Raw genomic sequence first — 13,907 nt, 5'->3', positions numbered from 1 at the left:
CTTACGTACCCCAGCGCACCGACTGTGATGGCCTATCGGTCTACCTTGATGAAAAAATCATTGCGATTGGATTACCATGACACGCTCAACCCCGCTCAACATCCTCGGCTGGAGCCTGGCCGCCCTGCTGACCCTCATCGCCCTCCTCGTCATCCTTGTGTTGACCTTCGACTGGAACCGCGCCCGCCCCTACATCAACCAGAAGGTGTCGGAAAGCACGGGGCGCAGCTTCGTCATCGGCGGTGACTTGCAGGTGCAGTGGCGGCAAGGCTTGAAGACGGAGTCGGGCTGGCGCCGCTATGTGCCGCGTCCCCACATCAGTGCCCAGGACGTGCGCATGAGCAACCCGGACTGGGCCACGGCCGGTCCGCAGCTGGCCAGCGCCAGGCGCATCGACGTGGTCATCCATCCACTGCCCCTGCTGCTGCACAAGGTGGTGCTGACGGACTTGACGCTGGACGCGCCGCAGATCGCCCTGCAGCGGCGCGCCGATGGCAGCAATAGCTGGACCTTGAAGGATAACGGCCCTTCGCCTTGGAAGGTGGAAATCCAGCGCATGGCCTTCGGCAACGGCGCCATCCGCTACCTCGACGAAGGCATCGCCCTCGACGTGCGCGCCAAGGTCAGCTCGACGGCACCCGACGCCACGTCGGGCAATGCGCCAGGCAACGCGCCCTTAGAGAAATACGGCATCGCCTTTACCCTGGGTGGCAGTTACCGCAAGGCCCCCGTGACGGGCGGCGGCAAGGCAGGTGCCGTGTTGTCCCTGACCGATAACAACACGGTATATCCCGTGCAGGCGCACGCCGTGCTGGGCAAGAACAAGGCCAGCATCGCCGGCACCCTGACGGACCCGCGCTCGCTGTCCGGCATCGATTTGCAGCTGAGCCTGGCGGGCGCCAGCATGGCCGACCTGTATCCGCTGACGGGCGTGCTGCTGCCGGAAACGCCGAACTACGCCACCAAGGGTCGCCTGCTGGGCAAGAAGGACGGCGGCACCTGGAGCTGGACCTATCAAAACTTCAAGGGCACGGTGGGCCAGAGCGACCTGGCCGGCACCTTGCAATACCTGCCGCGCCAGCCGCGTCCCTTGCTGCGCGGTGAAGTGACGTCGCAGCAATTGCGCCTGGAAGACCTGGGGCCCACCATCGGTGCGGACAGCAATGCGCAGAAACAGGCGCGCGGCAAGGCACCCGTGCAGCCCGAGAGTAAAGCCTTGCCAGTGGAACAATTCAACACGGCCAAATGGAATGCGCTCGACGCCGACGTGAAATTCACCGGAAAAAAACTGGTGCGCACACACGATATCCCGCTCAACGATCTCGTCGCCCACATCCACATGAAAGACAAGGTGCTGAGTCTGACGCCGCTCAATTTCGGCATGGCCGGTGGCGACATCACCTCGAATATCACCCTCGATGGCCGCCAGAAGACCATCGCCGCGCAAGCCAAGGTGACGGCGCGCCACCTCAAGATTCGCGAACTGTTTCCCAGGCTGCAATCGATGCAAGCGAGCTTCGGTGAAGTGTATGGCGATGCGGCACTCACGGGTCACGGCAATTCCATCTCGGCCATGCTGGCTAGCGCAAATGGCGAACTGGCGGCCACCGTCAGCGAAGGCTCCGTCAGCCAGTTCATGCTGGAACTGGCCGGGCTGAACCTGGCCAATGCCGTCTTTGTGAAAGTCTTTGGCGACAAGCAAGTCCACCTGAACTGCCTGGCCAGCGATTTCGCCGTCACGAATGGCCAGGCCGACGTGCGCCGCTTCGTGCTCGACACGGACACGGCCGTCGTGAATGTCACGGGCAATGTCAACCTGGCCCACGAAACCCTGAACCTTGACGTACGCCCGCGCACCAAGGGCGCCCGCATCATCACCTTGCGCACGCCGCTGTATGCGAGAGGCACCTTCAAGAACCCGGACGTGGGCCCGCAAAAAGGCCCGCTGGCCCTGAAAACCGCCGCCGCCGTGGCCCTGGCTACCCTGGTGACGCCGCTGGCCGCCCTGCTGCCGCTGGTCAACGTCGACAAAGCCCCCGACACGGACTGCGCCGCCGTCATGGCGCAAGCGAACGCCACGCGCAGGGCGCCCACCTCGCCTGCGACAAATGCACCGGCGAAAAAAGTCAGCGAAGCGGACATCAAAAAGGCGCAGCAAGAAAAGAAATAGGCCTTGACGCGGCAGCTTGAAACCCACCCCGCCATCTGCTGTAATACCAGTAAGCGGAGGGAGGGAGCGGCTCAGCCTGGTAGAGCGCTGCGTTCGGGACGCAGAGGCCGGAGGTTCGAATCCTCTTACCTCGACCAAAATACCCTTGAAAAACAAATTGATTAGCGCTGATCTTCATCTTTGCCGAACCGTCCTGCCTGCCAATGGTACAACCTGGTGCAGCACAACGCTGCGGATACCAACGGGGGCGGATCATGGCAATGATAAATCCAAGTTTAATTTCAAGCCGGCATGAGCCTGGACCAATTCATGGCGCTCTACGGCGAGCAGGGGCAATGTGAGGAAGCGCTGGAGCGCTGCCGCTGGCCGAGTGGCTTCGCCTGCCGCCACTGCGACGCACGTCAACACTACGTCGTATGGCACGGCAAGGCGAAGACCTTCCAGTTACCAACCATGCCGAAGCAAAGGCTGACATTACCGATGACATCGTCGGCTTCTACAACTGCAAGCGCATCAATTCAGCATTGGGCAATCTGCCGCCCACCGTCTATGAACAGAAAATGGCAGCACGCGCACCTATCGTTGTCTCCGAAATTACTTGACCACAGCAAACGTCAACACCTCGCCATCGGCAGGAATGCGCACGCGGTCACCGATCTTATGCTCTTTCACGTGGTCGCGCAGTTCCTTGCGGCTCAGCGTCATGTGATTGATGGCATCCATGTGGGTGGCGATGATGGTCGCGTTGGGCATGGCTTGGTAGGCATGCAGAACGTCATCCTTACCCATGATGATGGAGCCTGTGTAACCTTTCATGCGGGCGTCGCCGGTGTTGAGGATGACGACATCGGGCTTGAATTTTGCCAGCGTGCCATCCACTGTCGCATTCCACACTGTATCGCCCACGATGTACACGGTCTTCGCACCGGGAGCCTGGAAGACCACACCCATCGCCTCACCCAGCATGTCGCCCAGCGGCTTCTTGCCGTACATTTCGTCGGTGCCGTGCTGGCCTCCGGTCTTGGTCAGGCGCACGCCTTCGAACTCGGTACTTCCAGTCATGATACGGACATCGGTATAACCCTGGCCGCGAATCAACGCGGCATCGGCTTCATGCTGCACAAACAGTGGCATTGCCTTCGGTATGAAGTTGTGGTCACCGCCGTCCCAATGGTCGAGGTGCGTATGGGTGACGATTACAGCGTCCACTCCCTTCATGATCTCCTTGACTGGCAGCGGCAGTTCAATCGTCGGGTTGCGCAGCTCACTGTGGAAAGTGCCCGGAAAGCCGGGATAGGTCCCCTTTTTTGCCAGGAAAGGATCGACCAGGAAGGTCTTGCCGGCATACTGAATTTTTGCCGTGGCGTTGCGTATCTGTTGGACTTGTACCTGCACGGTGGCGCCGGTGGCGGCCGTCGCACCGGCATGGGCAGTGAAACTTGTGGATCCCATGGCCAAAGCCATCGCGATCACTAAAACTTTGATTGATTTCATGTTGTTGCTCCATTGAGTGAGTATCGACAAGCAACATTGTGGCGGTGTTAGTGAGAACTTAAAATTGACCCGGATGCCAATTACCGATGATTTTGGGCCAAAGTTAGCTATGGTCTGCCCATCATGCTAAAAACCCGTCTATCATCACTCTGATCCTGTATCCCACCTTCAGCTTCTTTCACTTTTCGGTGCCATACCCACGCAGCATGGATAGTGACTTGGGCCTGCGCGCTTACGGCCAACGGACAGGCGGAATGCATGGAAAAATGAACACTAACTTGCATGTAAATCTCCATATATGCGTAGAAAAAAGTGGCGATGCGACTGCGATTAAGCTAATGAAGTCACGGCAAACCGACAGCGAACACTGTTGCTCCGTGTGGCGATCATGCAGATTCCAGTCAATTTCACGCTTTTCTGAGCTGCCAGTTGGAGGCGTGACTTGGATCTCCAATGACTCATGTATTCCCTAGAAACGGAATTTGAGCGTGACGTATGCCGAGCATGGCTGTAAGGGCATCGCTATTGGAAATGAAAAATATCGTTAGGTGTCGAAGACCGAGCACCCTGTTAGGTTCACTGCAGAGAGTGAAAGCGAGTAGTGCTCGAAATCACAGCAAGCGTTCAGTTGATCATTCTTTAGGCAGGTGGCGTAAAAAGTGGCGATAGTAAGCAGTTATTAGCTATAATGCAGCATGCATAAAATGGCAAGAAAACGCGTGTTGCACATCTGGCTTGCCTTGTTGGCCGTGCTGTTCGCTGCGCTCGCACCTTCCATTTCGCATGCCTTGGCCGCTCACTCATCATCGGAAACGCCTTCGGTATTGCTGCAGATTTGTACTGTCGCTGGTCTCAAGACAGCACCTGCCGGGGATGCTGAACGCCAGCCTTCAATCGATCCTGTCGTGCACGCGTTCGAGCACTGTCCGTATTGCTTCACGCATGCAGGCTCTTTTGCCTTGCTGTCAACCTCAGATCTTTCGTTGTCCATCCCAAGCGCGCGCGCCGTTTTTCCTCCTTTATTCTATCGTGCTCCACGCACGCTCTTCGTCTGGTCATCAGGCAATCCACGTGGTCCTCCACTGACGGTATAGATCCTGCTCGCAGATGCCATGTTGTCCGGTGATGGCACTGTAATTCCCGGTCCCGCCTGCGCCTGTTGATTCCTGGCTCTGATGCTTGCACGCTTGTTTGGAAGAAGGCGGCTTGCCGTCTGCTGATGGCAGCGCAAGCAATCATGTCCTTTCGCGCAGGCTGACGCACGCGATCCAAAAATAATGCTTGGCAATGAACCTTTCTCTCTCGGAGAGGCTCACTGCCGCTATATCGCAGGAAGACAAGATGACCTCTCCACTAAAGACTCTAGCGCTGCTCGCGGTGCTGCTGCATGCCATACGCTGCGTCAATACGGCCGCATTTATTGCCTTGGCTTGTTACTACTTCGCCAGCTATTGCGTCAACACCTCGCCTGCAGTCCAGCTTCCGCTCACGCCGCTGACATTGTCGTCCGCCACCACCTAAAGGAGATTGTCATGCCTCATGCTATCGATCCTATATATCTGTCGCCGTCCAAATCGGACTCCCTGTGTCTACTGCGCTTTGCCGTCGATACGCACTATCAATTGGAAGTCTGGCTGCTGAACCGTACCCGCAACGCCGGTGCCGTTAACCACGTGCAGCTCTCCTCCTTCGCCATCGCCAACAGGCGCCTGGTCTATCCCGTAGCTGCACTGGGCCGCAAGGGGAAAGTGCTCTTGGCGCTGGGAACCTGTCTGACCGCAGGTACGCCTGCCGTCCAAGCTACCCTAAGCCCGGACGTAAGGCACAACTAGGCACCTCGGCAAGTTTCTGACACAGGTTTTCTATATTTCCCTTTTCGTCTGCCGGCCATCGCTGGCGGCGCTTTTTTGGATGTTTATGTCGAATCAAAAATCCCCCGTTTTTCCCTGCCGCCATTGCCTAACACCGCCACGCGTCTTGTTGCTATGCGCACAGATCGGTGCCATGGTACTCCCGGCTTTTTCCTACGCGCAGGAGCAAGTGCAAGGCGATGAAGCCGTGCTGCAGATGGGTAAAGTCGAAGTCAATGCGAGAAGCAGCGGTCCACTATCGTCGCGCAATGTGCTCAGTTCGGTGGATATACTCGCGCCGGAAGTACTCCAACAACAGCAAGTCAATCACACCTGGGAACTGTTGACGCGTGTGCCAGGGGTGATGCTGACCCAGTTCCGGCAAGGTAATGAATCCGGCAAGCTATCATTTCGAGGCTTTAACGGTGAAGGCGAGGTTAATGCTGTCAAGCTCCTGATCGATGGCATACCCAGCAACGACAATGCCGGCGGCATGCCCTTCCTGGACATGCTGTTCCCGCTGGAGATCCGCCGTATCGAGATCGTGCGCGGCACCAACGATCCGCGTTATGGCCTGCATAATATCGCCGGCAATGTCAATATGCATACGCGTACGGGCGGTAACGACGGCGAAGCGCGGATCAGCTATGGCAGCTTCCGCACCCGCGAAATGCAGCTTGCCAAAGGCATCGAACAAGGTAATTGGGCGCAAAACTACTTCGCTGGCTATCTGCAGTCGGCAGGCTATCGTCAGAATGCCGCCTTTGACAAATATACGCTGTCGGCGAAATGGTTCTATACCACCGATGATGCGCGCACCCGTATCGGCGTGATAGCGCGCCACACGCAAAGCAATGGCGACGAAGCGGGCTACCTGGAGGCGGCCGATGCGCATCGCACACCCACCGCGTCGTACGCGTATGCGCAATCGGATGGTGGCAAGCGCGAGATGAGCCAATTGAGCGCACATCTCGATTCCGACCTGAACCCGAGTCTGTCGCTATCCGCCAAAGCATATGTCAACAATGTGCGCGACCAGCGCTGGCTACGCTATTCGCCGCTCGCGTCACAGCAAGAGCGCATCATCGATGAAAGACATTATGGCGTGCTGGCCAGCCTGACTTATCGGCCACAGGCACTCTCGGCGGCATGGGCACGCGGCATGTCGGTCGAGGTCGGCGCGAATGCGGAACATCAGCAGGATCAAAGCCCACGCTACAGCACGGTGAACAAGGTACGCAAGGTCACCACGCGCGACCAGCGCTTTAACTTCGATACATACGGCACCTATATCCAGGCGATCTTCTTGCCGCTCAAAGGTTTGAAGATCATTCCCGGCTACCGCATCGATAAGGTACAAGGTGACTTCTATGACCCGTCCAAGCAGGTGCAGTACGCCATTCAGGATTATGGCTTGATCCGACAACCCAAGTTCAGTGCCGTCTATAGTCCATGGCAGGCAGCCAGCATCTACGCCAACTGGGGCAAGACCTTCCAGGTTGGCGCGGGAGCGGGCGCGTATCAGTCCAATGCGAGCCGCTTGCGTCCCTCGATGAATGAAGGCTGGGAAGCCGGCGTCAAATTCAAGCCAGTAGCATGGGTCGATGGCCGCATTGCCTTGTGGCGCCAGGATGCTAGCGATGAGGTCAAGCGCAAGCTCAATGATCCGACAGGTGACTCGGAAAACGTCGGCAAAACACGGCGCGAAGGCATTGATCTGCAACTCAATGTACGCCAGGGTGAACGCCACAGCGCCTGGTTTGCCTATTCACGCCAGCGGACACGCATCGTGGAACCGGATCCGGCAGCTCCCGCTACACAGGGGAAAGAAATTGATCATGTGCCAGGGCATCTTTACTCTGCAGGCTATGACCTGCAACTCAATCCTGCGGTCAAATTGTCTGCCTGGGGCAATGGACAAGGGGACTATTTCCTGACTTCCGCCAATAGCGGCTCCAAATACGGCGCCTATGCCTTGCTCAATCTCGGTCTCACTTACCGTGTATCCCGCTCACTATCGCTGGACCTGCAACTGAAGAATCTGGCTGATCGCTACTACGAGTATGTCTGGATCAATGACGTCACTCGCCATGCGCCGGGCGATGGCAGGGCGCTGTACGTGTCGGCGACCATGCGATTTTAGCCTGTCGACAAAGCCCCTTTTCTGCTTGCCGTTGAATATGAACTTCGGCAAGCCCTATGCCACCTTTTTTGTAGACCATTCATGAATAACTTACGCAACATCCGGTTAACGGAGCAACTGCTGGCCCGACTTACACTGGGTGTCTATGGTGCGATGTCGCTAGCCATGCTCTCCGGTGCCGTCGTAGCGGCGGAAGCGCCGACCTTGCCGGCGGTGCTGGTTACGGCCGACAAGGCACTCACGCTCAAGTCGCCAGCATCGACCGGGTCGAATCTGGACCTGACGCCAATGCAGACACCGGCCAGCATCGATATCATCTCTCGTGCCCAGCTCGATGAGCGCGGCGACAGCAACCTGGTCGAGGCGATTACTCGCTCGGCGGGCATCAGCGGCATGGCCCATCCTGGCAATGGCGGCAGTTCGTTGTCGGCGCGTGGATTCACAGACACCACTTCCGTCATGCGCCTGTATGACGGCGTGCGTCAGTATGGCGGCGTCGGACTGACTTTTCCGTTTGATACCTGGTCGGTGGAACGCATAGAAGTTCTGCGAGGACCGGCTTCGGTCGTGTATGGCGACGGTGCCATCGGTGGCGTGGTCAACGTGATTCCCAAGAAGCCCACGCCCGGTGCCATCCGCAATGAAGTGGAGGCCACGCTCGGCAGTGACAATACGCAGCGCATCGGCCTGGGCAGCGGAGGCTCTATCAACGACAAGCTGTCCTATCGTGTTGATCTTAGCGGCAACCGTTCGGATGGCTGGGTCGACATGGGACAATCGCGCGACCTAGCGTTTGCTGGCGCCTTGCAGCTTGATACGACGCCGCAGTTGCGTCTGAAACTGAGCTACGCCCAGGGCTTGCAGCATCCAATGCGCTACTTTGGCACGCCGCTGGTTAATGGCCGCCAACTGCCCACATTGCGCGAGAAAAACTATAACGTCAACGATAGCGTGATCCGCTACGATGACCGCTGGAGTGAGCTGGGCATGGAATGGACACCGTCCAGCGACACTACCGTGCATGCACGCCTGTATGGCATTCGCAGCGCACGTCATTACCGCAACGCTGAAACCTATGCCTACAATGCCGCGACGAGTCGGATCGACCGTTCTGGCGACACGGAAATCTTCCACAACCAGGACCAGACCGGTGCCAGCGCCGATGTCAGCCACCGCAGCGTGTTATGGGGCTTGAAAAACCAGTTCTCGATGGGCTTTGAGCTGAGCGCAAGCTCCTTCAAACACACGAATAATACTTACGTCGGCAGCCCGGACCCGGCGTCGGTCGATCCGTATCAGCCAGTGGCGGGCGGTTTATGACTGCAGTGGCGACCATTCCCCGTTATCGCAACAAGGCACGGCAATACGCTATCTTTGCTGAAGATCGCCTGGAGTTGACGCCATCCTGGGCCCTGCTGGCAGGACTGCGTTATGACCATGCGGAGATTTCGCGCCGCAATTTGATCAGCGGTAAGACGGAATTTGAGCAAACATATGCGAATATCGGCTGGCGCTTCGGTACCGTCTACGATCTGTCACCGGATATGGTCCTGTACGCCCAGTATGCTCAGGCGGCTGATCCGGTCGGTGGCTTGTTGTCGATCAGTGCTGCAAACAGCAAATTCGACCTGTCCACCGGCAAGCAGCTGGAAGTGGGACTGAAGCAGTCTTTCTGGCGCAAGCGGGGTGAATGGACGCTGGCCGCTTATCAGATCAGGAAAAACAACCTGCTGGCGCGCGATGCGAGCAATCCGCAGTTGCGCGTGCAGGTTGGCCAGCGCTCTTCAACCGGCGTTGAAGGCACGCTGTCGCTGGCGCTGGCGCCCGCCTGGCAGCTGGACGCAAATGCCACGCTGCTGCGCGCCAAATATGACGACTTTATCGAAGCTGAAGCTGGTGCAGCCGTGTCACGCGCGGGCAAAGTGCCACCAGACGTCGCCGAGAAGCTGGCCAATGTGTGGTTGAGCTGGAATTTCCTGCCCGACTGGAGCGCCAGTAGCGGTGTGCGTTACGTGGGCCATCGCTACGCCGACAATGCCAACAAGATAGTGATGCCGGGCTATGCCACCATTGATCTCGCTCTGCGCTGGAAGGCGGCGCGTGATACCACGTTGACCTTGCGCGCCACGAACGTCTTTGACAAGCAGTACTTTACGACTGCCTATTACACCACCAACCAATGGTTCAACGGGCCTGGCCGCCGCGTCGAGGCAACGGTCCATTATCGCTTCTAATGGTTTCACAACGACACAGATTGTCCACCGTCATGGCCGCCGCCAAGCGTTTCTCTTACCAATTGCACCGTTGGACGGGCGTGTTTTCCTGCATCCTGATGGCCTTGTGGTTTATCAGCGGGATGGTGATGTTGTTCGTCGGCTATCCCAAGCTGACGCCCTGGGAACGCCTGGCTAGCATGCCGACGCTGCAGTCGGCAACTTGCTGCATCGGCCCTGACAAGGTACTTGAGCAGCTGGCTGCGCCTGCCAGCGTGCGTGAGCTGGTTCTGACTTCGGTCGGCGGCAGGCCTGTGTATCGCGTGCGCGACGAGCCTGGCCGTTTTCAGTTGTTTGACGCGCGCAGCGGCAAACCCGCCGACCTGGCCGGCCCCGCCGAAGCGCTGGCCGCGGCGCAGGCTTTCCTGCCCGGCGCAAAGGCTGCCTATCTGGGCCAGGTACGCGAAGACCGCTGGACACACTCGCGTGGGCTAGACCCGCATCGTCCATTGCACATGGTAAAAATGGACGATGCCGACGACACACTGCTGTATCTGTCGTCGGTAACGGGCGAGGTGTTGATTGATGCACCGCGTAGTCAGCGCCTCTGGAACTTTGTTGGCGCCTGGCTGCATTGGGTGTATCCCTTGCGGGAGCGCTCCAGCGATCCACTATGGAGCTGGACGGTGATCATACTTTCAGCTACAGCTACTGTGACGGCGGTATCGGGTACTTTGGTGGGTATCTGGCGCTGGCGTTTTACACAGCGCTACAAGTCCGGCGCAAGATCGCCGTATCGCGAAACCTATATGCATTGGCACCACATCATTGGACTATTGTTCGCGGCTATCGTGTGCACTTGGATCTTCAGCGGCTTGATGTCGATGAATCCCTTCCGCATATTTGATGCCAAGGGCAAGCGGCCGGACCTGGCCGCCTATCGAGGCGGCACGCCGGCGACCGCTCGCCTTGCGCTGACGCCGCAACAAGCGCTGGCGATGCTGGAAGCGGAGAGGTTTCATGCCAGCGAGATCGCGTGGCGCGTGCTAGACGGGCAGCCCTACCTGCTGGTGCGTGACGCGGCGGCGCGCACGCGCCTGATCGTCGCCAATGATGGCAGCGTGCATGTGCGCGAACAGTGGGGGGATGCGACGTTGCTGCGAGCAGCCAGCAAACTCCTGCCAGGCATGCCTACCAGCCATGCCTGGCTTGGGCATTACGACACCTACTACTATGGGCGTCAGCCTGAGGCCATGATGGGCGCGGCAGAGCGGCGTTTGCCCGTGTTGCGCGTACAGTTCCTTGATCCGCATGCCAACTGGGTATATATCGATTCCTACACAGGCGACGTGGCGATAACGCTGGATCGTTCGCAACGGGTGAGCCGCTGGCTGTTTAGTTTCCTGCATAGCTGGGATTTGCCGCCACTGTTGCAAATGGGGCCATTGCGCGACGCCATCTTGATACTGTTGAGTCTGGGTGGCATGGCCCTCAGCACCACTGGCGTCGTCATTGGTTTTCGTCGCATGCGATTGTGGATACGCAACTGAACTGAGAAGAATTTTCAGCGTAGGAATTTTGCGTATGGCAAATCTACTGGAGAACTGATGACACGCTCAAAAACCTATACACCGGAGCTGCGGGAAGAAGCGGTAAAACTGGTCCTGACACAAGGCCAGACGCTGGAAGACGCCGCGTTGCGCCTCACCATTCCAAAGGGCACGCTAGCCAACTTGGTCAGCGCGGCAAGGCGCGGCAAGGCGCGGCACGTCGCCCAAAGTGGCCCTTGGCAGCAGCTCCGTGCCGGAGCTTGAGGCCGAGGTCATCAAGCTGCGCAAAGAGCTCGCCGAGGCCCGCATGGAGCGCGATATCGTAAAAAAGCGGCAGCGTACTTTGCGCGCGAGTCGCTGCCAGGTACGCGCTCATGAAGACTTTGCGACTCAACTATCCGGTCACCGTCCTGTGCCGCGTCTTTGGCGTCTCGCGTAGCGGGTTCTACGCCTGGGCGAACGGCAAACCGTCGCAGCGGGCGCAGGACGACGCGCCCCTGCAGGTCGCCGTTGAGGCCGTGCACGCGCAAAGCCGGCAGACCTAGGCCCGCTGTGCATGCCGCCGGAACTGACGGCGCAAGGCTTCCCGGCCGGCCGTGACCGCATCGTCCGCCTGCGCCGCGAACTGGCCCTGCGCTGCAAGAAAAAGCGCAAGTTCAAGGCCACCACGAACTCGAATCATGGCCTGCCGGTGGCCGACAACCTGCTCAATCAGACCTTTGCACCGACCCGGCCGAACGACGCCTGGGTGACCGATATCACCTAGGTGGCCACGGGCGAGGGCTGGCTTTACCTGGCCGGCATCAAGGACGTCTTTACTTGCGAGCTGGCATGGCGTCAATAAATTTGTAACCGCCCACGAGACCCTGACCGCCGGCGGTATTCCTGTGGCCGTACATGGCTGCAAAACGGCGTGCGGATGCTCGCTCATTGGCAAGGTTAACGCGATAGTGAAATAGTTGGCCGTTGGCATCTGTCTCTACGCGCAATCCTTGACCCGCGTGTTGGCATGTTGCCCAAAAGTATGATATTAATTGAACAATTGATTAATTGAACACTTTCATCGTGCAAGGGTACGGTCTTCATGTCTTTCCTGATAGTTCTGGCCGCACTGGCCTTCCTCATGCTGGCCGCCTACCGCGGCTACAGCGTGATCCTGTTTGCGCCCGTCGCCGCACTGGGCGCCGTGCTGCTGACCGATCCGTCTGCCGTGCCGGCTGTCTTCAGCGGCATCTTCATGGAAAAGATGGTGGGCTTTATCAAGTTGTACTTCCCGGTCTTTTTGCTCGGCGCCGTGTTCGGCAAGCTGATCGAGTTGTCCGGCTTTTCCCAGTCCATCGTCGTGGCGGCCATCCGCTACATCGGCAGTACGCGCGCGAATGCCGTGATCGTTGCAGTCTGCGCTGCGCTGACCTATGGCGGCGTATCGCTGTTCGTGGTGGTGTTTGCCGTGTATCCGTTCGCGGCCGAGCTGTACCGCCAGAGCAATATCCCCAAGCGGCTGATGCCGGGCGCCATTGCCCTGGGCGCGTTTTCCTTCACCATGGATACCTTGCCCGGCACGCCGCAAATCCAGAACATCATCCCTACCACCTTTTTCAACACGACCGGCTGGGCCGCGCCGTGGCTGGGCACCATCGGCGCCGTGCTGACGGTGATCATGGGACTGGCTTTCCTCGAATGGCGCCGGCGCTCCGTCATGGCAACGGGCGAAGGTTATGGAGTGGAAGCGGAACAGGCCAGGACCGGCGGTGGCGAGCTGCCCCATCCGCTGCTGTCGGTGGCGCCTTTGGTGCTGGTGGGCGTGGCCAACTTTGCGCTGACCAAGCTGATTCCCCACTGGTATGGCGACAGTTACGTGCTCACCGCCGAGACCCTGCCCGGCTTGCATGTGCCCGTGTCGACATCGATAGCCTCCGTGACGGGTATCTGGGCCGTGGAAGGCGCCTTGTTGCTGGGCATCTTGCTCGTCTGCGTGACGGCCTTCGGGCGCATCCGCGCTGCCTTTGCCGAAGGCACCAAGGCGGCCGTGGGCGGCGCCTTGCTGGGGGCCATGAATACGGCGTCCGAGTATGGCTTCGGCGGCGTCATCGCGGCTTTGCCCGGTTTCCTTGCCGTCAGCAATACCTTGCGCAGCGTGCCCGATCCCCTCGTCAATGCGGCCGTGTCCGTGACGACCCTGGCCGGCATTACCGGCTCGGCCTCGGGCGGCATGAGCATCGCGCTGGCCGCCATGTCGGACAGTTTCATTCAAGCCGCGCAGCAAGCGCACATTCCGCTCGAAGTGATGCACCGCGTGGTGGCCATGGCCAGTGGCGGCATGGATACCTTGCCGCACAATGGCGCCGTGATCACCCTGCTGGCCGTCACCGGCCTCACGCACCGCCAGTCCTACCGCGACATTTTCGGCATCACCGTCATCAAGACGGTGGCCGTATTCCTCGTCATTGCCATCTATTACCTGACGGGGCTGGTCTGAGGGTTGGG

At 58.9% G+C, this 13,907-nt stretch carries 9 protein-coding genes, 1 tRNA gene and 4 pseudogenes; 13 read left to right on the top strand and 1 reads right to left on the bottom strand.

Annotated elements, in window-relative coordinates; translation table 11 throughout:
- The first annotated feature begins 76 nt into the window (after positions 1 to 76).
- From ACP7DE_RS22975 to ACP7DE_RS22960, 4 genes and pseudogenes are all read left to right on the top strand, one after another.
- Positions 77 to 2,170, top strand: coding sequence for an AsmA family protein (locus ACP7DE_RS22975; RefSeq protein ID WP_426074255.1), 2,094 nt, complete (start codon positions 77 to 79; stop codon positions 2,168 to 2,170).
- Between the two features lie 59 nt (positions 2,171 to 2,229).
- Positions 2,230 to 2,307: transfer RNA gene (locus tag ACP7DE_RS22970), tRNA-Pro, on the top strand.
- A gap of 154 nt (positions 2,308 to 2,461) precedes the next feature.
- Positions 2,462 to 2,563: pseudogene (locus ACP7DE_RS22965) on the top strand (transposase); the annotation flags it as partial.
- Positions 2,564 to 2,586: 23 nt separating this feature from the next.
- Positions 2,587 to 2,772 carry a hypothetical protein gene (locus tag ACP7DE_RS22960; protein WP_426074254.1) on the top strand — a complete coding sequence of 62 codons (186 nt, stop codon included), beginning with the start codon at positions 2,587 to 2,589 and terminating at the stop codon, positions 2,770 to 2,772.
- On the opposite strand, the gene ACP7DE_RS22955 is transcribed toward ACP7DE_RS22960, so the two are convergent.
- A complete protein-coding gene (locus tag ACP7DE_RS22955; RefSeq protein ID WP_426074253.1) occupies positions 2,765 to 3,664 on the bottom strand; it encodes an MBL fold metallo-hydrolase in 900 nt (299 codons plus the stop codon). The two genes, ACP7DE_RS22960 and ACP7DE_RS22955, sit on opposite strands and share 8 nt — an antisense overlap.
- A gap of 695 nt (positions 3,665 to 4,359) precedes the next feature.
- Here ACP7DE_RS22955 and ACP7DE_RS22950 point away from each other — a divergent pair.
- The 9 genes and pseudogenes from ACP7DE_RS22950 (at position 4,360) to ACP7DE_RS22910 (ending at position 13,899) form a co-directional block, all read left to right on the top strand.
- A complete protein-coding gene (locus tag ACP7DE_RS22950; RefSeq protein WP_426074252.1) occupies positions 4,360 to 4,758 on the top strand; it encodes a DUF2946 domain-containing protein in 399 nt (132 codons plus the stop codon).
- Positions 4,759 to 5,005: 247 nt separating this feature from the next.
- A complete protein-coding gene (locus tag ACP7DE_RS22945) occupies positions 5,006 to 5,185 on the top strand; it encodes a hypothetical protein (protein WP_426074251.1) in 180 nt (59 codons plus the stop codon).
- 11 nt (positions 5,186 to 5,196) lie between these two features.
- Positions 5,197 to 5,496 (top strand): hypothetical protein, encoded by a 300-nt coding sequence (locus ACP7DE_RS22940; protein WP_426074250.1) that lies wholly within the window; start codon positions 5,197 to 5,199, stop codon positions 5,494 to 5,496.
- An 85-nt stretch (positions 5,497 to 5,581) separates the two neighbouring features.
- Complete coding sequence (locus ACP7DE_RS22935; RefSeq protein ID WP_426074249.1) at positions 5,582 to 7,657, top strand: TonB-dependent receptor; 2,076 nt, start codon at positions 5,582 to 5,584, stop codon at positions 7,655 to 7,657.
- A 153-nt stretch (positions 7,658 to 7,810) separates the two neighbouring features.
- A pseudogene (locus ACP7DE_RS22930) lies at positions 7,811 to 9,891 on the top strand (TonB-dependent receptor).
- Positions 9,892 to 9,911: 20 nt separating this feature from the next.
- Positions 9,912 to 11,420: a PepSY domain-containing protein gene (locus ACP7DE_RS22925; RefSeq protein WP_426074248.1), complete on the top strand. Its 1,509-nt coding sequence runs from the start codon at positions 9,912 to 9,914 to the stop codon at positions 11,418 to 11,420.
- A 57-nt stretch (positions 11,421 to 11,477) separates the two neighbouring features.
- Positions 11,478 to 12,249: pseudogene (locus ACP7DE_RS22920) on the top strand (IS3 family transposase); the annotation flags it as partial.
- Between the two features lie 22 nt (positions 12,250 to 12,271).
- Positions 12,272 to 12,379, top strand: a pseudogene (locus ACP7DE_RS22915) (PAAR domain-containing protein); the annotation flags it as partial.
- Positions 12,380 to 12,504: 125 nt separating this feature from the next.
- On the top strand, positions 12,505 to 13,899 hold the full coding sequence (locus ACP7DE_RS22910; RefSeq protein ID WP_426074247.1) for a GntP family permease: 1,395 nt from the start codon (positions 12,505 to 12,507) through the stop codon (positions 13,897 to 13,899).
- The last annotated feature ends 8 nt before the right edge of the window (positions 13,900 to 13,907 follow it).

The sequence above is a fragment of the Janthinobacterium sp. DSP2-3-3 genome (assembly GCF_049897325.1).
Lineage (GTDB): Bacteria > Pseudomonadota > Gammaproteobacteria > Burkholderiales > Burkholderiaceae_D > Janthinobacterium.
This window is presented reverse-complemented; position numbering and strand designations above follow the sequence as displayed.